The sequence below is a fragment of the Pseudomonas sp. yb_2 genome, assembly GCF_043103905.1.
In the GTDB taxonomy this organism is placed as follows: domain Bacteria; phylum Pseudomonadota; class Gammaproteobacteria; order Pseudomonadales; family Pseudomonadaceae; genus Aquipseudomonas; species Aquipseudomonas alloputida.
The window spans coordinates 30,887-50,913 of the sequence record NZ_JBICKH010000080.1 but is presented as its reverse complement, the minus strand read 5'-3'; the positions used below and the strand labels follow the sequence as shown (position 1 = coordinate 50,913).

Annotated in this window: 21 protein-coding genes; 13 read left to right on the top strand and 8 right to left on the bottom strand. The window is 62.3% G+C overall.

The window, feature by feature from the left end:
- Positions 1-130: 130 nt before the first annotated feature.
- From ACF8FB_RS22505 to ACF8FB_RS22475, 7 genes are all read left to right on the top strand, one after another.
- The gene (locus ACF8FB_RS22505) at positions 131-769 is read left to right on the top strand and encodes a peroxiredoxin (RefSeq protein WP_003255836.1); all 639 of its coding nucleotides are present in this window, start codon (positions 131-133) and stop codon (positions 767-769) included.
- Between the two features lie 219 nt (positions 770-988).
- A complete protein-coding gene (gene ssuE, locus ACF8FB_RS22500; RefSeq protein WP_003255835.1) occupies positions 989-1,582 on the top strand; it encodes an NADPH-dependent FMN reductase in 594 nt (197 codons plus the stop codon).
- A gap of 85 nt (positions 1,583-1,667) precedes the next feature.
- Positions 1,668-2,633, top strand: a complete 966-nt coding sequence (locus ACF8FB_RS22495; protein WP_392512043.1) for a sulfonate ABC transporter substrate-binding protein — start codon at positions 1,668-1,670, stop codon at positions 2,631-2,633.
- Positions 2,634-2,692: 59 nt separating this feature from the next.
- On the top strand, positions 2,693-3,841 hold the full coding sequence (gene ssuD, locus ACF8FB_RS22490; RefSeq protein WP_003255833.1) for an FMNH2-dependent alkanesulfonate monooxygenase: 1,149 nt from the start codon (positions 2,693-2,695) through the stop codon (positions 3,839-3,841).
- Between the two features lie 10 nt (positions 3,842-3,851).
- On the top strand, positions 3,852-4,649 hold the full coding sequence (ssuC, locus tag ACF8FB_RS22485; RefSeq protein ID WP_392512041.1) for an aliphatic sulfonate ABC transporter permease SsuC: 798 nt from the start codon (positions 3,852-3,854) through the stop codon (positions 4,647-4,649).
- A complete protein-coding gene (ssuB, locus tag ACF8FB_RS22480; RefSeq protein ID WP_392512039.1) occupies positions 4,646-5,458 on the top strand; it encodes an aliphatic sulfonates ABC transporter ATP-binding protein in 813 nt (270 codons plus the stop codon). Before ssuC ends, ssuB begins: the two co-directional genes overlap by 4 nt.
- 27 nt (positions 5,459-5,485) lie before the next feature.
- On the top strand, positions 5,486-5,701 hold the full coding sequence (locus ACF8FB_RS22475) for a molybdopterin-binding protein (RefSeq protein WP_003255829.1): 216 nt from the start codon (positions 5,486-5,488) through the stop codon (positions 5,699-5,701).
- 141 nt (positions 5,702-5,842) lie between these two features.
- Here ACF8FB_RS22475 and ACF8FB_RS22470 read toward each other — a convergent pair whose 3' ends face one another.
- From ACF8FB_RS22470 to ACF8FB_RS22455, 4 genes are all read right to left on the bottom strand, one after another.
- Positions 5,843-6,475 carry a TetR/AcrR family transcriptional regulator gene (locus tag ACF8FB_RS22470; RefSeq protein ID WP_010951618.1) on the bottom strand — a complete coding sequence of 211 codons (633 nt, stop codon included), beginning with the start codon at positions 6,473-6,475 and terminating at the stop codon, positions 5,843-5,845.
- On the bottom strand, positions 6,475-8,067 hold the full coding sequence (gshA, locus tag ACF8FB_RS22465; protein ID WP_350298383.1) for a glutamate--cysteine ligase: 1,593 nt from the start codon (positions 8,065-8,067) through the stop codon (positions 6,475-6,477). Before gshA ends, ACF8FB_RS22470 begins: the two co-directional genes overlap by 1 nt.
- 138 nt (positions 8,068-8,205) lie before the next feature.
- On the bottom strand, positions 8,206-8,589 hold the full coding sequence (locus tag ACF8FB_RS22460) for a PaaI family thioesterase (RefSeq protein ID WP_010951620.1): 384 nt from the start codon (positions 8,587-8,589) through the stop codon (positions 8,206-8,208).
- Positions 8,589-10,913: a Tex family protein gene (locus tag ACF8FB_RS22455; RefSeq protein WP_049588059.1), complete on the bottom strand. Its 2,325-nt coding sequence runs from the start codon at positions 10,911-10,913 to the stop codon at positions 8,589-8,591. The genes ACF8FB_RS22460 and ACF8FB_RS22455 overlap by 1 nt, the downstream gene beginning before the upstream one ends.
- A 217-nt stretch (positions 10,914-11,130) precedes the next feature.
- Here ACF8FB_RS22455 and ompR point away from each other — a divergent pair, with 217 nt between their 5' ends.
- Together ompR and ACF8FB_RS22445 are read left to right on the top strand one after the other, a co-directional pair.
- On the top strand, positions 11,131-11,871 hold the full coding sequence (ompR, locus tag ACF8FB_RS22450; RefSeq protein WP_003255821.1) for a two-component system response regulator OmpR: 741 nt from the start codon (positions 11,131-11,133) through the stop codon (positions 11,869-11,871).
- Positions 11,872-11,884: 13 nt separating this feature from the next.
- Positions 11,885-13,198 carry an ATP-binding protein gene (locus ACF8FB_RS22445; protein WP_003255819.1) on the top strand — a complete coding sequence of 438 codons (1,314 nt, stop codon included), beginning with the start codon at positions 11,885-11,887 and terminating at the stop codon, positions 13,196-13,198.
- Between the two features lie 97 nt (positions 13,199-13,295).
- On the opposite strand, the gene rimK is transcribed toward ACF8FB_RS22445, so the two are convergent.
- Together rimK and ACF8FB_RS22435 are read right to left on the bottom strand one after the other, a co-directional pair.
- The gene (rimK, locus tag ACF8FB_RS22440) at positions 13,296-14,201 is read right to left on the bottom strand and encodes a 30S ribosomal protein S6--L-glutamate ligase (protein ID WP_003255817.1); all 906 of its coding nucleotides are present in this window, start codon (positions 14,199-14,201) and stop codon (positions 13,296-13,298) included.
- Positions 14,198-14,680, bottom strand: a complete 483-nt coding sequence (locus ACF8FB_RS22435; protein WP_004576370.1) for an ATP-dependent zinc protease — start codon at positions 14,678-14,680, stop codon at positions 14,198-14,200. The genes rimK and ACF8FB_RS22435 overlap by 4 nt, the downstream gene beginning before the upstream one ends.
- Positions 14,681-14,789: 109 nt before the next feature.
- Between ACF8FB_RS22435 and ACF8FB_RS22430 the strand changes: the two genes are divergently transcribed.
- Complete coding sequence (locus ACF8FB_RS22430; protein ID WP_392512035.1) at positions 14,790-15,191, top strand: RNA-binding S4 domain-containing protein; 402 nt, start codon at positions 14,790-14,792, stop codon at positions 15,189-15,191.
- Positions 15,192-15,219: 28 nt separating this feature from the next.
- Here the strand turns inward: ACF8FB_RS22430 and ACF8FB_RS22425 are convergent, their stop codons facing one another.
- A complete protein-coding gene (locus ACF8FB_RS22425; RefSeq protein WP_392512033.1) occupies positions 15,220-16,014 on the bottom strand; it encodes a phosphatase PAP2 family protein in 795 nt (264 codons plus the stop codon).
- Between the two features lie 120 nt (positions 16,015-16,134).
- Between ACF8FB_RS22425 and hslO the strand changes: the two genes are divergently transcribed.
- From hslO to ACF8FB_RS22410, 3 genes are all read left to right on the top strand, one after another.
- Positions 16,135-17,034 carry an Hsp33 family molecular chaperone HslO gene (gene hslO, locus ACF8FB_RS22420; RefSeq protein WP_010951624.1) on the top strand — a complete coding sequence of 300 codons (900 nt, stop codon included), beginning with the start codon at positions 16,135-16,137 and terminating at the stop codon, positions 17,032-17,034.
- A gap of 179 nt (positions 17,035-17,213) precedes the next feature.
- Entirely contained in the window at positions 17,214-18,755 is a 1,542-nt protein-coding gene (locus ACF8FB_RS22415) for a phosphoenolpyruvate carboxykinase (protein WP_003255806.1), read from the top strand.
- Between the two features lie 148 nt (positions 18,756-18,903).
- Positions 18,904-19,344 (top strand): thioesterase family protein, encoded by a 441-nt coding sequence (locus ACF8FB_RS22410; protein ID WP_010951625.1) that lies wholly within the window; start codon positions 18,904-18,906, stop codon positions 19,342-19,344.
- A gap of 56 nt (positions 19,345-19,400) precedes the next feature.
- On the opposite strand, the gene ACF8FB_RS22405 is transcribed toward ACF8FB_RS22410, so the two are convergent.
- Positions 19,401-19,883, bottom strand: a complete 483-nt coding sequence (locus ACF8FB_RS22405; RefSeq protein ID WP_010951626.1) for a glycine zipper domain-containing protein — start codon at positions 19,881-19,883, stop codon at positions 19,401-19,403.
- Between the last annotated feature and the right edge of the window lie 144 nt (positions 19,884-20,027).

Sequence of the window (20,027 nt, the reverse complement as noted above, 5' to 3'; positions counted from 1 at the left end):
GCTTTTTTGTGCCTGCAGATTTATATGTATTTTGGTTATAAATAAATTGTTATTTATTCTTTTTGTTTTTAACCGATTGCAGGCACATTGAACCCATAAGGTACAGAACCTAGCCCAGGAGCCGCAGCCCATGAGCCTCAAACTCGGTGATATCGCCCCCGATTTCGAACAGGATTCCAGCGAAGGCAAGATCCGCTTCCACGAGTGGCTGGGCAACAGCTGGGGGGTGTTGTTCTCTCACCCGGCCGACTTCACCCCGGTGTGCACCACCGAGTTGGGCCTGACCGCCAAGCTGAAGGACGAGTTTGCCAAGCGCGGGGTCAAGGCCATCGCCCTGTCGGTGGACCCGGTCGACTCGCATCACAAGTGGATCGATGACATCAACGAAACACAGAATACCGTGGTCAACTTCCCGATCATTGCTGACGCTGACCGCAAGGTGTCCGACCTTTACGACCTGATCCACCCGAACGCCAGCGACACCCTGACCGTGCGCTCGCTGTTCATCATCGACCCGAATAAAAAGGTGCGCCTGACCATTACCTACCCGGCCAGTACCGGGCGCAACTTCAACGAAATTCTGCGGGTGATCGACTCGCTGCAGCTGACCGACAACCACAAGGTCGCCACACCCGGTAACTGGCAGGACGGCGACGAAGTGGTGATCGTGCCTTCGCTCAAGGATGAGGAGGAGATCAAGCAGCGCTTCCCCAAAGGTTACCGGGCGGTCAAACCCTATCTGCGCCTGACCCCTCAGCCCAATCGTTAATGGATTCCTCGTTGCATTGCTCTTAGCCAAGCAGGGATTTTCGGGCCGTTTCGACGGCCCTTTTTTATGCCTGCAAAAAACCTGTGGGAGCGGGCGCGCCCGCGAAGAGGCCCTCGTGGATAAAGACAATAATGGAATAAACAAATGAAAAAATATGATTTATAGATATATGTAGCAGCTGTTAATGTCACCTCCAACAGAACACAAGGAAGCGCAGCAATGCTGGTCGTCTCAATCGGTGGTAGCCCAAGTCTCCGTTCACGCTCCGGCGTGCTGCTCGAGCGTTCGCGCCAGTGGCTGCAGGATCGCGGCGTTGAAGTGGTGACGTTCCAGGTGCGTGACTTTCCCGCCGAAGACCTGCTGCATGCCCGTTTCGACAGCCCGCATGTGCAACACTTTCAGCAGCTGGTGGCCCAGGCCGATGGCCTGATCGTCTCCACGCCGGTGTACAAGGCTTCGTTTTCCGGCGCTCTGAAAACCTTGCTTGACCTGCTGCCCGAGCGCGCCCTGGCCCACAAGATCGTGTTGCCCATCGCCACTGGCGGCAGCATCGCCCATATGCTGGCGGTGGATTACGCATTGAAGCCGGTGCTGTCGGCACTCAAGGCACAAGAGACCCTGCAAGGGATCTTTGCCGACGACAGCCAGGTGGCTTACGCAGAAGGTACAAAGCCCGCGCAGTTGGTACAGGCGCTGGAAGAACGCCTGCACGACTCGCTGGAAACCTTCCACGTTGCCCTGGCCCGTCGGCCGCGCCCCGTGGCCCCCGGCGTATTGAACGAACGTCTGATCAGCGCTCGCTGGAGCATCTGAACGGCATTACCCGCTTCACCACCTTACTCGCCCGTTAACGAGGCAAGCAGGTGCAACCCGAACCCCATTCGCACAGGAGAGCGCCATGCGCACAGTCTTCTTGCGTCGTGGTCTGGTCGCCCTGTTTGCGGCGGCTGTGTCCTTCGGCGCCATTACCCAAGCCCAGGCCGAGAGCCTGCGTATCGGTTACCAGAAATACGGCACCTTGGTGCTGCTCAAGGCCAAGGGCACGCTGGAGAAGCGCCTGGCCGAGCAGGGTGTACAGGTGCAATGGACCGAATTCCCCGGCGGCCCGCAGCTGCTTGAAGGGCTGAACGTCGGTTCCATCGATTTCGGCGTAACCGGCGAGACCCCTCCTGTGTTCGCTCAGGCCGCTGGCGCCGACCTGCTCTACGTGGCCTACGAGCCGCCAGCGCCGCACAGCGAAGCTATCCTGGTGCCCAAGGGCTCGCCGATCCAGTCGGTGAAGGACCTCAAGGGTAAAAAGGTCGTCCTCAACAAAGGCTCCAACGTGCACTACCTGCTGGTCCGCGCCCTGGAAGACGCCGGCCTCAAGTACAGCGACATCCAGCCTGTCTACCTGCCGCCGGCCGACGCCCGCGCCGCCTTCGAGCGCGGCAGCGTGGATGCCTGGGTGATCTGGGACCCCTACCAGGCCGCCGCCGAGCAGCAGCTGCAAGCGCGCACCCTGCGTGACGGCAAGGGCCTGGTCGACAACCACCAGTTCTACCTCGCCACCCGCAACTATGCGACACAGCACCCAGCGGTGATCAACACCGTGATCGAGGAAGTGCGCGCTGTGGGTGAGTGGTCCCAGGCCAACCCGCAGGAAGTGACCGACCAGGTTGCCCCGCTGCTCGGCCTGCCTGCCGACATCACCCTGACCTCGGTCAAACGCCAAGGCTACGGCGCTGCGCCGCTGACCCCAGAGGTGGTGGCCGCGCAACAGAAGATCGCCGACACCTTCCAGGCGCTCAAGCTGATACCCAAGCCGCTGAGCATCAAGGACGTGATCTGGACACCCCCTGTCAAAGTCGCTAGCGCGCCTTGATTGACTGCCAGTGCCGGGGCGCCGCTCCGGCTAGAGCCACCCTTGAGGAGACGACTCCAATGAGCCTTAACATTTTCTGGTTCCTCCCCACCCACGGTGACGGCAAGTACCTGGGCACTTCCGAAGGCGCACGTGCGGTCGACCACGGTTACCTGCAGCAGATCGCGCAGGCTGCTGACCGCCTTGGTTTTGGTGGGGTGCTGATCCCGACCGGGCGTTCCTGCGAGGACTCCTGGCTGGTGGCCGCGTCGCTGATCCCCGTGACCCAGCGCCTGAAGTTCCTCGTAGCCCTGCGCCCGGGCATCATTTCGCCGACCGTGGCAGCACGCCAGGCGGCCACCCTCGATCGCTTGTCCAATGGCCGTGCGCTATTCAACCTGGTGACCGGTGGTGATCCGGACGAGCTGGCGGGTGATGGCCTGCACCTGAACCACCAGGAGCGCTACGAAGCTTCGGTCGAGTTCACCCGTATCTGGCGCAAGGTGCTGGAAGGCGAAAACGTCGATTACGACGGTAAGCACATCCAGGTAAAGGGCGCCAAGCTGCTCTACCCACCGATTCAGCAACCACGCCCACCGCTTTATTTCGGCGGCTCGTCCGAGGCCGCCCAGGACCTGGCGGCCGAACAGGTCGAGCTGTACCTGACCTGGGGCGAGCCACCGGCAGCTGTTGCCGAGAAGATCGCACAGGTGCGCGAAAAAGCGGCTGCTCAAGGGCGCGAAGTACGCTTCGGTATCCGCTTGCACGTGATCGTGCGGGAAACCAACGAAGAGGCTTGGGCCGCCGCCGAGCGCCTGATCTCGCACCTGGACGATGACACCATCTCCCGCGCCCAGGCCTCACTGGCGCGTTTCGACTCGGTGGGCCAGCAACGCATGGCCGCCCTGCACGGCGGCAACCGCGACAACCTGGAAGTCAGCCCCAACCTGTGGGCAGGTGTTGGCCTGGTACGGGGCGGCGCGGGTACCGCGCTGGTGGGCGACGGCCCTACCGTGGCAGCACGCGTCAAGGAATATGCCGACTTGGGCATCGATACCTTCATCTTCTCGGGTTATCCACACCTGGAAGAGTCTTACCGCGTGGCGGAGCTGCTGTTCCCGCACCTGGATGTGCAGCGCCCAGAGCAGCCGAAAGCCGGAGGTTATGTAAGCCCGTTCGGCGAGATGGTGGCCAACGACATCCTGCCCAAATCTGTGTCGCAGAGCTGAGGGCCTGGCCATGAGTCGTGCAACTTCCTCCAACCTGACCCAGCGCCTGGCGCCGTGGGCGCTGCCGGTGCTGCTGTTGGCAACATGGCAACTGGCCGTCAGCGCTGGCTGGCTGTCGACGCGTATCCTGCCGGCACCTAGCGCAGTGGTAAGCGCTGGCGTCGAGCTGGTGCGCAGCGGCGAAATCTGGACCCACCTGGCCATCAGCGGCTGGCGTGCAGGCCTGGGCTTTGTCATCGGCGGCAGCATCGGCCTGGTATTGGGCTTCATCACTGGCCTGTCGAACTGGGGCGAACGCCTGCTCGACAGCTCGGTACAGATGATCCGCAACGTGCCCCACCTCGCGCTGATCCCGTTGGTGATCCTGTGGTTCGGTATCGACGAATCGGCAAAGATCTTTCTTGTCGCGCTGGGCACGTTGTTCCCGATCTACCTGAACACCTACCACGGCATCCGTAACGTCGACCCAGCGTTGGTGGAAATGGCGCGCAGTTACGGTTTGTCCGGCTTCGGCCTGTTCCGCCAGGTGATCCTGCCGGGGGCGCTGCCTTCGATCCTGGTGGGTGTGCGTTTCGCCCTTGGCTTCATGTGGCTGACCCTGATTGTTGCCGAAACCATTTCGGCCAACGCCGGCATCGGTTACCTGGCAATGAATGCTCGCGAATTTCTTCAGACCGACGTGGTAGTGCTGGCCATCGTCCTGTATGCCGTGCTCGGCAAGCTTGCCGACCTTGCGGCCCGAGGCCTGGAGCGTGTGTGGCTGCGCTGGCACCCGGCCTATCAAGTTGCCAGGAAGGAGGGCGCATGACCGTGCTCAAGGAACAGCCGCCACGCCTGCTGCGTGGCACCCCGCTGGCCTCCAAGGGCCTGCGCAAGACCTTTGGCCAGCGCGAAGTTTTGAAGGGTATCGACCTGCACATCCCGGCCGGCCAGTTCGTGGCCATTGTCGGCCGCAGCGGCTGCGGCAAGAGCACTTTGCTGCGGCTGCTGGCCGGGCTGGACCAGCCCACCGCCGGGCAGCTGCTGGCCGGTGCCGCGCCGCTGGAAGAGGCCCGTGAAGAAACCCGCCTGATGTTCCAGGACGCGCGGCTGCTGCCGTGGAAGAAGGTGATCGACAACGTTGGCCTTGGGCTGTCTGGCGACTGGCGCCCGCGTGCGCTGGAGGCCTTGGATGCGGTTGGCCTGGCCGACCGCGCCAACGAATGGCCGGCAGCGCTCTCGGGAGGCCAGAAGCAGCGCGTGGCTTTGGCCCGAGCCTTGATTCATCAGCCCCGCCTGCTGCTGCTGGACGAGCCGCTGGGGGCGCTGGATGCGTTGACCCGTATCGAGATGCAGCAACTGATCGAACGCCTGTGGCGTCAGCACGGCTTCACTGTGCTGCTGGTCACCCACGACGTCAGCGAGGCGGTTGCCGTGGCTGACCGGGTGATCCTGATCGAGCACGGCGAGGTCGGGCTCGACCTCACTGTTGACCTGGCACGGCCCCGGGCGCGTGGTTCGCACCGTCTGGCCGCGCTGGAAAGCGAAGTGCTCAACCGTGTTCTGTCCACCCCGGGCACTGCGCCCGAGCCGGATCCTGTAGCCCCTCTGCCCACGCAACTGCGCTGGGCGCATTGAATCCCAGAAGCCAAAAGGAAACAAACCATGACTATCAAAGCCATCAACGTTCGCAACCAGTTCAAAGGTACTGTGAAAGAAATCCTCGAAGGCCCGGTACTGTCGGAAATCGACGTGCAGACGGCTTCGGGTATCGTCACTTCGGTGATTACCACCCGTTCCGTGCGGGAGCTGGAGTTGCAGGTGGGCAGTGAAGTGATTGCCTTTGTGAAGTCGACCGAAGTGTCTATCGCCAAGCTGTGATGCGGCGGGTCGATATTGGGGCTGCTTTGCAGCCCTTCGCCGGCACGCCCGCTCCCACAGGTACTCGCAAGCTCCAGGGTGCGCGCGGGCTCTGTGGGAGCGGGCTTGCCCGCGAAGGGCCGCCAAGCGGCCCCAGATTTCTCAGCTGGAACGCTTGGCCAGAAACGGCGGCAGATACAACCCCAGATACGCTTCGAACACCCGCTTGCCTTCCTCGGCCATGCGCGGGGTGATCGCCTCGTGCAGCTGCACCGACCGTGCATACACCCGGTCGCTCAACTCCATGGCCAGGGCAAACACATCCACATCCGGTGGCATCACCGGCAGGTGAAAATGCTGGTCGAACAACTTGTGCATCAAGTCGCCCAGTTCCATGTCGTGCTGCCGGTCGGCCTGCACTACCTCGCTCAGGCCATGCTGCGCCAGGATCAACTGCCGCGCCGCCGCATCCTCGTGATAGATATCAAGCATGCGTTGTTCGATCAGCCGTGACAGTTCGTGCCAGGTGCTGAACGCGCTGCTGTCGATCGGAGCGCTCAGGGCTTCGCGAAACGCCCGGTGCACATCTGCAGTAAGTGCCTCCAGCAAGGCCGGCACGCTGGCGAAAAAGTGATACACCGACGAAGGCGGAATCTGCGCCCGCTCGGCCACGCTGTAGATAGAAAGTGCTGCCACCCCTTGTTCGGCCAACAGCTCACGCGCAGCCGCCAGGATCGCCTCGATCCTGGCCTGGCTGCTGGCGCGTGGTTTGCGCGGGGTGGTGGTGCGGTTCATCAACTGCTGATTGCCAGGATGCTGGCCTGGTAGGCGCCGACGAACAGGTCGAAGTCACCGACTTCGTTTTGCTCCAGCTCGGACTGCCTGGCGAGCGACTCGCGGGCCAGCGTCTCGAATGCTTGCTGCTTTTCGTTGCTCAGCGGTTGCTCGCGGAAAGTCTCGGCATGCACACGGCTCTGGCGCAGCGAGAACTGGACGAAGCTCTCGTCATGCTCGGTCATGCGTGCCAGCACCTGGGCCGACGGGGTCAGCGAGGTGTCGTCGACCTTGGCCTGCTGCGCATCCAGGGCCTTGGCGTGCTCATCAGAGCCTTGCGCCTGGTCGAGCAGATTGGCCAATTGGCGGATACGCCCGATCAGCTCGCTGGCCCAGTCTTTCAGGCTGATCGGCTGGCCATTGCGGTGCAACTCCAGGCCCGGACGACGGCCTTCCTTGACCACGGTCAGGAAGTTGCTGGTGCACTGGCCGCACTCACCGTTGTCCAGTTGCGGGCTTTCTTCCAGCGCGCAGAACAGCAGGAATGCGTCGAGGAAGCGCGCCTCGGTCAGGTCGATACCGACCGGCAGGAACGGGTTGATGTCCAGGCAGCGCACTTCCACATACTGCACACCCCGCGAGGTCAGGGCCTGGATCGGCCGCTCGCCGGTGTAGGTAACACGCTTGGGGCGGATGTTCGAGTAGTACTCGTTTTCGATCTGCAGAATGTTGGTGTTCAGCTGAACCCACTCGCCATCCACATGCGTGCCGATTTCAACGTAAGGCGGGTAGGGCGTGCCCACGGCCTTGCGCAGGCTGTCGGTGTAGCTGGCCAGGTTGTTGTAGCAGGGCGTAAGGCCGGCCTGGGCGTTGCTCTGGTAACCCAGGTCGCTCATGCGCAGGCTGGTGGCATAAGGCAGGAACAGGGTTTCGGCATCCAGCTCTTCGAGCTGGTGCGGGCGGCCACGCAGGAAGCCTTTGTCCAGGGCCGGCGAGGCGCCGAACAGGTACATCAGCAGCCAGCTGTAGCGGCGGAAGTTACGAATCAGCGCGATGTAGGCCGACGACTGGTAGTCGCGGTCATTTTCCGTACTGCCTTCGGCTTCGCGCAGCAGTGGCCAAAGCGCTTCGGGCAGCGAGAAATTGTAATGAATACCGGCGATGCACTGCATGGTGCGGCCGTAACGCAGGGCCAGGCCCTTGCGGTAGACGTGTTTGAGCTTGCCGATGTTCGAGCTGCCGTACTCGGCGATCGGGATATCCTCCTCGGCCGGCAGCGTGCACGGCATCGACGGGCTCCACAGGTATTCGTCGCCCAGCTTGCTGTAGACGAAACGGTGGGTCTCTTCGAGGCTTTCGAGCACCTTGGCCGGGTCGGCCAGCGCTGGGGTGATGAACTCCAGCAGCGACTCGGAATAATCGGTGGTGATCTGCTCGTTGGTCAGCGCCGATCCCAGTGCTTCCGGATGCGGGGTCTGGGCCAGGCGACCTTCATCGGTCACGCGCAGGCATTCGCGCTCAATACCGTGCAGGCACTGCTTGAGCAGGGGGAGATTGGCGCCGAGCAGGCTCAGGCGGCGGTTGAGGAGTTCGCTCAAGATGTATTCCTTCACGCGTCAGTCGCCCCAATATGGGGGTAGAGATAACGGTCTACAAGGGTAGGAAGAAAGGAACTGGCGTTGTCGCCTGGTTTACGCGGTTCCAGCAGTGCCAGCGCACTGCTGAAAATACCGCAGATACTGCTTGGTGAGCTAGAGAACCGCGAAGGTTCCTTGCGCTTTGGCCACCAGCTTGTCGCCCTGAACTACGTCGGCGTCGACCACCAGGGTGCGCCGCCCGGCGTGCAGCACACGGGCGGTGCACAGCACTTCGCCGTCGCTGACGGCACGCATGTAGTTGATCTTGCACTCGATGGTGACGCTTTGCTGGTCAAAGCCATGGCTGGCCGAGCAGGCCAGGCCCATGGCGATGTCCACCAGGCTGAAGATCGCCCCGCCGTGCAGCTTCTGGCCACGGTTGCGCAACTGGGGCTCGAGCGCCAGGGCTACCTCGGCAACACCGCTGTCCAGGTGTTGCAGGCGGCAGCCCAGCAGCTGGCTGAAGGCGCTTTCGACGTATTCGCGAGGTACGTCCATTACTTCTTCTTCAGTTGCTTGGCGTTGGCGAACAGGGCGGCCATGGCGTTGTTGGCCGGGGCTGCGGTGGCGGTTTCGCGCTGACGCGGTGCCTGCTGCTGGCGATTGCCGCCATTGCCACGATTTCCACCGCGGTTGCCTTCGACCTTCTCGCCCGGGGTGTCGCTCATGCGCATGGACAGGCCGACGCGTTTGCGCGGGATGTCCACTTCCATGACCTTGACCTTGACCACATCGCCGGCCTTGACCGCCTCACGCGGGTCTTTGACGAATTTCTCCGACAGCGCCGAGATATGCACCAGGCCGTCCTGGTGCACGCCGATGTCGACGAAGGCGCCGAAGTTGGTAACGTTGGTCACCACGCCTTCGAGGATCATGCCCGGTTCCAGGTCCTTGAGGTCTTCGACGCCGTCCTGGAAGGTGGCGGTCTTGAACTCCGGACGCGGGTCGCGGCCTGGCTTGTCCAGCTCTTGCAGGATGTCGGTAACGGTTGGCAGGCCGAAGGTTTCGTCGGTGAACTTTTTCGGGTCCAGGCGCTTGAGGAAGCTGCTGTCACCAATCAGCGAGCGGATGTCGCGGTCGGTATCGGCAGCAATGCGCTGCACCAGTGGATAGGCCTCAGGGTGCACCGCAGAGGCGTCCAGCGGGTTGTCGCCGTTCATCACGCGCAGGAAGCCGGCGGCCTGCTCGAAGGTTTTCTCACCCAGGCGGCTGACCTTTTTCAACGCTGCCCGGGTGGCAAACGGACCATTGGCATCGCGGTGGGCGACGATGTTCTGTGCCAGGGTGGCATTGAGGCCGGAGATGCGCGTCAGCAGCGCCACCGAAGCGGTGTTCACGTCCACGCCCACGGCGTTCACACAGTCCTCGACTACCGCGTCCAGGCCACGTGCCAGTTTCAGTTGGGACACGTCGTGCTGGTACTGGCCGACACCGATGGATTTCGGATCGATCTTCACCAGTTCGGCCAGCGGATCCTGCAGGCGTCGGGCGATCGACACGGCGCCGCGGATCGACACGTCCAGGTCCGGGAACTCGCGGGCGGCCAATTCCGATGCCGAGTACACCGAAGCGCCGGCTTCGGAAACCATGATCTTGGTGATTTTCAGGGCGGGATATTTCTTGACCAACTCGGTCACCAGCTTGTCGCTTTCGCGGCTGGCGGTACCGTTGCCAATGGCGATCAGCTCCACCGAGTGTTTGGCGCACAGTGCGGCCATGATGGAAATGGTGCGGTCCCAGTCGTTCTTCGGCGCGTGCGGGTAGACCGTGGTGTGGTCCAGCAGTTTGCCGGTTGCGTCGACCACGGCGATCTTGCAGCCGGTGCGCAGGCCCGGGTCGAAGCCCAGGGTGGCGCGGGGGCCGGCCGGGGCGGCCAGCAGCAGGTCATGCAGGTTGTGGGCGAACACATTGATCGCCTCGCCTTCGGCACTGTCGCGCAGCTCGCCGAACAGGTCGGTTTCCAGGTGGGTGTACAGCTTGACCTTCCAGGTCCAGCGCACCACTTCACCCAGCCACTTGTCGGCCGGCCGGCTGCGGTTCTCGATGCCGACGTGGTTGCCGATCATCAGCTCGCATGGGTGCAGGGTGCCGGGCAGTTCTTCGCCGACCTTCAGCGAGACGCTCAACACGCCTTCGTTGCGCCCGCGGAAGATCGCCAGGGCACGGTGCGATGGCGCAGTACGCAGCAGCTCGTCATGAGCGAAGTAGTCGCGGAACTTGGCGCCTTCTTCTTCCTTGCCGGCCACGACGCGGGCGCTGAGCACGGCTTCCTGCTTGAGGTAGCTGCGCAGCTTGTCGAGCAGGGCGGCGTCTTCGGCAAAGCGCTCCATCAGGATGTACTTGGCGCCTTCCAGCGCGGCCTTGACGTCGGCCACGCCCTTTTCGGCGTTGACGAAGCGTGCGGCTTCGCTTTCCGGGGCCAGGGTCGGGTCGTTGAACAGGCCATCGGCCAGTTCGCCAAGGCCGGCTTCCAGGGCGATCTGGCCCTTGGTGCGGCGCTTCTGCTTGTACGGCAGGTACAGGTCTTCGAGGCGGGTCTTGGTGTCGGCCAGCTTGATCTCGCGGGCCAGTTCCGGGGTCAGCTTGCCCTGTTCCTCGATGCTGGAAAGGATGCTGGCGCGGCGCTCGTCGAGTTCGCGCAGGTAGCGCAGGCGCTCTTCCAGGTGGCGCAACTGAGTGTCGTCAAGGCTACCGGTCACTTCCTTGCGATAGCGGGCGATGAAGGGCACGGTCGAGCCTTCGTCCAACAGGCTCACGGCCGCCTCGACCTGCTGCGGGCGTACGCCCAGTTCCTCGGCGATACGGCTGTTGATGCTGTCCATGTAAACCACCTGACATTTGTGAATACGGGGGTCGCCTGTGGGCTTTTTGCCCGGCGGCGCTGGATGAAAGCCGCGCATTATACCCATCGCAAACGGCTTGCGGTGATGGCGCCCGGCCAGCCGGAACTGGCGCCGGGGGAAAAATCTGCTAACAATGCTCACGCAACGTGCAGCAATGGCTACGCCATAATGCGCGGCGATATCAGAGGAGTTATTCATGACCGGCACGCCAAACACCGCTGAAGGTGACAAGATTCTCATCGTCGACGACGATCCGGGGCTTAGCAGCCTGCTGGAACGTTTCTTCACCAGCAAGGGCTACCGTGCCCGTGCGGTGCCCAACACCGAGCAGATGGATCGCCTGCTGCAGCGCGAGGTGTTCAACCTGGTGGTGCTCGACCTGATGCTGCCAGGCGAGGATGGCCTGTCCGCCTGCAAGCGCCTGCGCCAGCAGAACAACCAGATCCCGATCATCATGCTGACCGCCAAGGGCGACGAGCTCAGCCGCATCAAGGGCCTGGAGCTGGGCGCCGACGACTACCTGGGCAAGCCGTTCAACCCGGACGAACTGATGGCCCGGGTCAAGGCGGTGTTGCGTCGTCAGGCGCCGAGCGTGCCGGGTGCGCCGGGCAGCGAGGACGAGTCGGTCACCTTCGGCGACTATGAGCTGTCGCTGGCCACCCGCGAGCTCAAGCGTGGCAACGAAGTGCACATGCTCACCACCGGCGAGTTCGCTGTGCTCAAGGCTCTGGTGATGCACGCCCGCGAGCCGTTGACCCGCGACAAGCTGATGAACCTGGCGCGCGGCCGCGAATGGGATGCGCTGGAGCGCTCCATCGATGTGCAGATCTCACGCCTGCGTCGCATGATCGAGCCGGACCCGTCCAAGCCGCGTTACATCCAGACCGTCTGGGGCGTGGGCTACGTGTTCGTACCGGACGGAAACGCCGGAAAATGATGCCTGGACGTCGATGAAAACACCGCTCTGGTTTCCGCAAAGTTTCTTCGCCCGCACCCTGTGGCTGGTGTTGATCGTCGTTCTGTTCTCCAAGGCGCTGACCCTGGTCTACCTGCTGATGAACGAGGACGTGCTGGTCGACCGTCAGTACAGCCATGGTGTGGCGCTGACCTTGCGCGCCTATTGGGCCGCCGACGAAGAAAACCGCGACAAGATCGCCGAGGCGGCAGGTCTTATCCGGGTGACCGGCTCGGGTGTGCCCGAAGGCGAGCAGCATTGGCCCTACAGTGAGATCTACCAACGGCAGATGCAGGCCGAGCTGGGTGACGACACCGAAGTGCGGCTGCGCATCCATGCACCGCCCGCGTTGTGGGTCAATGCGCCAAGCCTGGGGCCGGGTTGGCTGAAAGTGCCGCTGTACCCGCACCCATTGCGTGGGCAGAAGATCTGGAACGTGCTGGGCTGGTTCCTGGCCATTGGCTTGTTGTCCACCGCCTCGGCGTGGATTTTTGTACGTCAGCTCAACCAGCCGCTCAAACGCTTGGTGTTCGCCGCCCGCCAGCTTGGCCAGGGGCGCAGTGTGCGCCTGCCGATCAGCGATACCCCCAGCGAGATGACCGAGGTGTACAAGGCGTTCAACCAGATGGCCGAGGATGTCGAGCAGGCCGGGCGCGAGCGTGAGTTGATGCTGGCCGGGGTTTCCCACGACTTGCGCACGCCTCTGACGCGCCTGCGTCTGTCGCTGTCCTTGCTGAACAGCGACAACGAGCTGAGCGATGACATGGTTCGCGATATCGAGGACATGGACGCGATTCTCGATCAGTTCCTGGCCTTCATCCGCGATGGCCGTGACGAGCCGGTGGAAGAGGTCGACCTTGCTGACCTGGTGCGTGAGGTGGTGGCTCCGTACAACCAGCCGGAAGAGCGTGTGCGCCTGTGCCTGGAGCCGATTCCACCGTTCCCGCTGCGCCGGGTTTCGCTCAAGCGCATGCTGGGCAACCTGATCGGCAACGCCCTGCACCATGCTGGCAAGGGGGTCGAGGTGGCTGCCTATGTGTCAGGTGACGAGAGTGCGCCGTATGTGGTGCTCAGTGTGCTGGACCGGGGCACCGGTATTGACGAGTCGGAGCTGGAAACCATCTTCAACCCGTTCATTCGCGGTGACCGGGCACGGGGCGGCAAGGGCACCGGGCTGGGGCTGGCGATCGTCAAGCGGATTGCTGCGCAACATGGCGGGAACGTGGAGTTGCGTAACCGGTCTGGCGGCGGGATCGAGGCGCGGGTCAGGTTGCCGCTGGGGCTGCTGCTGCCGCGTAATGCTGTGTGAGGCTCACTGGCCTCTTCACGGCTAAAGCCGCACTTACAGGGATTGCGCAGTACCTGTGGCAGCGGCTTGGCCGCGAAGCGGCGGGTAGAGGCTTGAATCAGCCTTTGCCCTTGGTCCGGGTCTGATTGGGCCCGCCATTCTTCTCCAGGTGCTCGATGATCATCCCGGCGACGTTCTTGCCGGTGGTGACCTCGATGCCCTCCAGCCCTGGCGACGAGTTTACCTCCATCACCAAAGGCCCGTGGTTGGAGCGCAGGATATCCACACCCGCCACGCTCAACCCCATCACCTTGGCCGCCCGGATGGCGGTGATGCGCTCTTCTGGGGTGATTTTTATCAGGCTGGCGACGCCACCCCGGTGCAGGTTGGAGCGGAACTCGCCCGGTTTGGCCTGACGCTTCATCGAGGCAATTACTTTGTCGCCTACCACGAAGCATCGGATATCTGCGCCACCGGCCTCCTTGATGTACTCCTGCACCATGATGTTCTGCTTGAGGCCCATGAACGCTTCGATCACCGACTCGGCCGCCTGGGGCGTTTCGCACAGCACCACGCCAATACCCTGGGTGCCTTCCAGTACCTTGATCACCAGCGGGGCACCGTTGACCATCTGGATCAGGTCGGGGATATCGTCCGGCGAGTGGGCGAAACCGGTGATCGGCAGGCCTATGCCGCGCCGCGACAACAGCTGCAACGAGCGCAGCTTGTCGCGCGAACGGGCAATGGCTACCGACTCGTTGAGCGGGTATACGCCCATCATTTCGAATTGGCGCAGCACCGCGCAGCCATAGAACGTAACCGAAGCACCTATGCGCGGGATCACGGCATCGAAGCCTTCCAGCGGCTTGCCGCGGTAGTGGATCTGCGGCTTGTGGCTGGCAATGTTCATGTAGGCCCGCAGGGTATCGATCACCACCATTTCGTGGCCACGCTGGGTACCGGCTTCGACCAGGCGGCGGGTGGAATACAGACGCGGATTGCGCGACAGCACAGCGATCTTCATGCAGCACCTGTGACAGGGGAAAGGGTGGCCGGGAAGGCCGGTTTATCTTGTACGTATTTCAGGCCTGGGTTCACCACCAGCTGGCCGTGTATCAGGGCCTTGGAGCCAAGCAACAGGCGGTAGCGCATGTTCTTGCGGCAGGCCAGGGTGAACTCCACCTCCCACACACCATCACCCAGCGCCAGTGACGTGCGGATGACGTAGCGGGTCTGGGCGTGGCCGTTGGAGCTCTTGATGGTTTTCATCGTCACCAACGGTGCCTCGCAGCGGCGGTGGCGCAACTGCACCACCGAGCCCAGGTGCGCAGTGAAGCGAACCCAGGGCTGGCCGTCGCGCTCGAAGGGTTCCACTTCGGTGGCATGCAGGCTCGACGTGCTGGCACCGGTGTCGATCTTGGCGCGCAGCCCGGCCACGCCGAGGTCAGGCAGGGCGACCCACTCGCGCAGGCCGATCACAGTCAAATGGTCAAATGTCTTCACGAAGCGCACCCTGCGAATGAGGTGGTGAACTTTAAGCACGGCGGGGACTTTTTGCATCCGTATGTGAAGGTAGTACAGTTCGATGAAAGACAGAATCCGAGGTAACGGGATGGCACAAAAAGCCGAAGACGACGACAAGGTTCGCCTGGACAAATGGCTGTGGGCGGCGCGCTTCTACAAGACGCGAGCGCTGGCCAAGGCGGCGATCGAGAGTGGCAAGGTGCATTGCCGGGGCGAGCGATGCAAGCCGGGCAAGGAACCGCGGGTGGGCGACGAGTTCGTGCTGCGTACCGGCTTCGATGAGCGCACGGTGGTGGTGAAGGCGCTGTCGGTGGTGCGTCGTGGTGCCCCAGAGGCGCAGGCGTTGTACGAGGAAAACGAAGAAAGTGTGCGTCGCCGTGAACAGGCGGCTGAAATGCGTAAGGCCGGGGCCATGGGCGTGACCACCGATGGCCGGCCGACCAAGAAGCAGCGGCGGCAGATTCACCAGCTGCATGGAAGTTACGATTGAATGGGGCTGCTGCGCAGCCCCAAAAAATCTAGCGCAACACCGCCATTCGTCCGACCAACGGTAACGTGGACAGCAGCTTGAACAACGGCGCTGTCCAGCGCATCAACGCCTCGCTGCCTTTGGCCGCCAGCGGCGTGTAGTAGCTCCAGCCCAGCGCCAGTACGGCCATCAGCAAGCCGCCGATGTAGTCGTCCTGCCCCCAATGGGCACCGGCCACCAGGCGCGGCAGCATGAACAGCGCTGCGAGGCCCCAGACCATCAGGTATTGCGCAAGGCCGCGGCTGAACACGCTCATGAACAGCGCCCAGATCAGCAGCACCGAGGCGTGATCACCCGGGAAACTCTTGCTGGAGCGGTCCTTGAGTTCCCAGGCAGCCTCCAGGTTCGGGTAATAGTCACTCAGGTGCACGACGTCGTCGAAGATCATCGAGGGACTCTTGTGTTGCCACCCGGCTGCATCCACCCACTTGGAAAACAGCGCGCGAATCACCACTAAGAGGAGTAGCGTGACCAGAAAGCCGAAGAATGCCTGGCGAACCTGAGCAGCCTTGAACACCCAGTCACCACGAATGAGCACTGCCAGCAGGATCAGGCCGACGACGATGTCGAACGGGCGTAGGCTGCCGATGGTCCAGATGTAGCGCCATGTGGTGCTATCGGCCAGCGGCGCGTTCAGGCTGCGGAACAGCCACTCGTCGAAAGTCAGGCACAGGATCTGGCCAAAAGGCCATAACCAGAAACACAGTAGAGCGATGGGAAGCAGCGTACAGGCTGCCAATGGCCCCCAGGACCACCTTGCTTGGAACAGTGGTCGATTGTCCATAAAATACCTCTATTGCAAACAGGAATCGGAGCGCCTTGTAAGCGCTCTGTCACGGGTTCTCGCCGGTTTTCGACAACCCTTGTAACCATTTTGTCATCATTTTTTAGATAGCCGAAACCTATGAGCGATTTGCCTGATACCGATTTCACCCAACGTTTCATCTTCGACGAGCGCGATGTGCGCGGCGAGTGGGTGTCTCTCGATGACAGCTACGCCGCGGTGTTGGCGCGTCATGAGTACCCCCAGCCGGTCCAGGTGCTGCTCGGCGAGTTGATGGCCGCCACCGCCTTGCTGGTGGGTGCAATGAAGTTCGATGGCCTGCTGATTCTGCAGGCGCGTTCGGCCGGGCCGATTCCGCTGCTGATGGTGGAATGTTCCAGTGAGCGCGAGATTCGTGGCATGGCCCGCTACGAAGCGGACCAGATTCCGGCTGGTGCCACCCTGTCGCAGCTGATGCCCGACGGCCACCTGACCCTGACCATCGACCCGGTCAAGGGCCAGCGCTACCAGGGGACCGTCGACCTCGATGGCGCCAACCTGTCTGAATGTTTCACCAACTACTTCGTCCAGTCGCAGCAGCTCAATACCCGTTTCTGGCTCAATGCCCAAGGCGGCAAGGCCCGTGGGCTATTGCTGCAGCAACTGCCACGTGATCGCCAGCCGGATGATGAAGAGCGCGAAGACAGCTGGCAGCATGTGGTCGCCCTGGCCAAGACACTCAAGCCTGAAGAGTGGACAGAGGGCAACGAAACACTGCTGCACCGCCTGTATCACGAAGACGCCGTGCGCCTGTTCGATATCCAGCCACTGCGCTTCAATTGCAGCTGTTCGCGGGAACGCTCCGGCAATGCGCTGGTCAGTCTGGGCGAGCACGACGCCAAGGCGCTGGTGGACGAATGTGGCGGGACGGTAGAGATCGATTGCCAGTTCTGCAACGAGCGCTACTTCTTCGATGCCAGCGATGTGGCGCAATTGTTTGCGGGTGGCGGTACTGACGTGGCCTCAGAAACTCGTCACTGAAACGTTAAATCACAGGATAATCTCCTGTCGAATTGCGCAAAAGCGCAGTTCTGACAGGAGGGGCCTACTTTTTTTGGGCGTTTCTGGCATAATCCGGCCACTTTTTTCGCTGTAGTAGTTTTTTCAAGACAACTACAAAACGTTTGGAGCACTCGGCCTCGGGCCGGATGGGGTATCTCATGACGCAAGCCAACAACACCGTGTACACCGACCTGAGCGTCGATGAGCTGGTAAAAGAAGCGCTGCAACGCGGTGAAGGCGTACTAGCCGATACTGGCGCACTGGTCGTGGAGACTGGTCACCGTACCGGCCGTTCGCCGGCTGACCGTTTCATCGTCGAAGAACCTTCCACCCAGGACGCCATTTCCTGGGGCCCGATCAACCGCAAGTTCCCGGCCGACAAGTTCGATGCCCTGTGGGCTCGCGTCGAGGCGTTCAACAACGCCCAGGATCACTTCGTTTCCTATGTTCACGTAGGGGCCGCAGCCGAGCACTACCTGCCGGTGAAGATGACCACCCAGACTGCCTGGCAGAACCTGTTCGGTCGTTGCCTGTTCATCAACCCGGAGCAGTTCAACCCGGCTGGCCGCGACCAGTGGCAGATCCTCAACGTCGCCAACTTCGTGTGCGAGCCTGAGCGTGACGGCACCAACTCCGACGGTTGCGTGATCATCAACTTCGCTCAGAAGAAAGTGCTGATCGCTGGCATGCGCTACGCCGGCGAAATGAAGAAAGCCATGTTCTCGGTGCAGAACTTCCTGCTGCCGGCTGCCGACGTACTGCCTATGCACTGCGCGGCCAACATCGGCGAAGAAGGCGATGTGACCTTGTTCTTCGGCCTGTCCGGCACTGGCAAGACTACCCTTTCGGCTGACGAAAGCCGTTACCTGATCGGTGACGACGAGCACGGTTGGGGCGAAGGCGTTGTCTTCAACATGGAAGGCGGCTGCTACGCCAAGTGCATCGACCTGTCCGAGAAGAACGAGCCGGTCATCTGGAAAGCCATCAAGCACGGCGCAGTACTGGAAAACGTCGTTCTCGACGCCAACAAGCACGCCGACTACACCGATGTCAGCCTGACTCAGAACAGCCGTGCGGCCTACCCGCTGGAGCACGTTGCCAAGCGTTCGGAAGCGAACCTGGGCGGCGAGCCTAATGCAGTGATCTTCCTCACCTGCGACCTGACAGGTGTTCTGCCTCCGGTTTCGATCCTGAACAACGAGCAGGCGGCCTACCACTTCCTGTCCGGCTACACCGCGCTGGTCGGTTCCACTGAAATGGGTTCTGGCGGCGGCATCAAGTCGACCTTCTCCACCTGCTTCGGCGCACCGTTCTTCCCGCGTCCGGCTGGCGAGTACGCCGAGCTGCTGATCAAGCGTATCAACGGCTTCAACTCCAAGGTCTACCTGGTCAACACCGGCTGGACCGGTGGTGGCTACGGCGTTGGCAAGCGCTTCAGCATCCCCACCACCCGTGCCGTGATCGCTGCAATCCAGAGCGGCGCACTGGTCGGTGCCGAAACCGAGCACCTGGACATCATCAACCTGGACGTGCCGAAGGCCGTTCCGGGCGTTGAAACCGAACTGCTCAACCCGCGCACCAACTGGGCTGACAAAGCGGCCTACGACGAGGCTGCCAAAGGTCTGGCCAAGCTGTTCATCGAAAACTTCAAGAAGTTCGAAGTTTCCGACGCCATCAAGGCCGCTGGCCCGCAGCTGTAAGCCGAGCTCAGCCGCAACGAGAAAGCCGCCCCCAGGGGCGGCTTTTTTGTGGGTTAGGGCTTGCCCGCGAAGGGGCCCGCATAGGCAGCGAAAATCTGGTTTTTCTGTTTCACTGTCAGCATCCATTGCGAAGACAAGAGCCAGCCAGATGACCGAAGCCCCTCAGCGCACTGCCTTCTCCCACTTCCACCCGATCCTTACCCGCCCCCAGGACAACGACCTGAACGGCCACATCGCCGGTGCAACGGTGCACGGTTTTTTCGAAACCGCGATCCAGGCGTTTCTCGTCGAGCAGGCTGAACTGGACCTGCGGCACGGTGAACTGGCCGCCTTCGTAGTCAGTTCAGCTGCGGATTTCTACGCGCTACCGGGCTTCCCGGACTTGTTGGAAGTGGGGTTGGGAGTGACGCGTCTGGCGGGCAGCACGGTAGAGTACCGGCTGGCGCTGTACCGTCCGGGCGAATCGGACGCATGCGCGGCAGGCACGGTGGTGCAGGTGTTCATCGAGCGCGCCAGTGGCCGGCCTGTGGCGTTGCCAGAGGCGCTGCAGGTGATCCTGTCCGGCCTCGTGCTGGAGCGGCAGGCATAAAAAAGCCCCGCTGGCAGGGGCGGGGCTTTTGTTGCCGGGGGCAGGGCCCTCAGGCGTTAGTCGCGCCAGTGGCGCTTGTGCTTGCGGTGGCCATAATGGTGACCACGGTCCCAGTGACGACGGTCGTCGTCGTAGCCGCGACGATAGCGGCGGCCATCGCGGTAATCGTCTTTGTCGGCCTCTTTGCCCAGGTAGTTACCCAGCGCACCACCGGCACCACCGCCGGCTGCCGCGCCAATGTAGCTACCCGTGGTGCCGCCCACGGAGCGACCGACCACGTTACCACCTGCAGCGCCCAGCGCGCCGCCGATAGCGGCCTCACCACGCTGGCGTTTGTCTGCGCCCAGGGCGCCACCTGCTGCACCGCCCAGACCGGCACCAATGGCGCCGCCGGTGCTGCCACCGATGGAGTTGCCCACGACAGAGCCCAGTACCCCACCCAATGCGCCGCCAATGCCGGCCTCGGTGGTGCCGCCTGCCATGGCAACGCCGCTGAGCAAGCTGAAAGACAACAACAGAATCGAGGAGTACTTCTTCATCAAGAGAGCCTCATAGGGATGACGAGGCGAATTTGAGGCTAAGAGGCGTGGCTGGCAACGGAAATCCGACGAGTAACACGAGTTGTACACAATTCTCTAACTTGCTGTATTTACTATGAAACTTTATCGTTTTTAAGCTGTCTG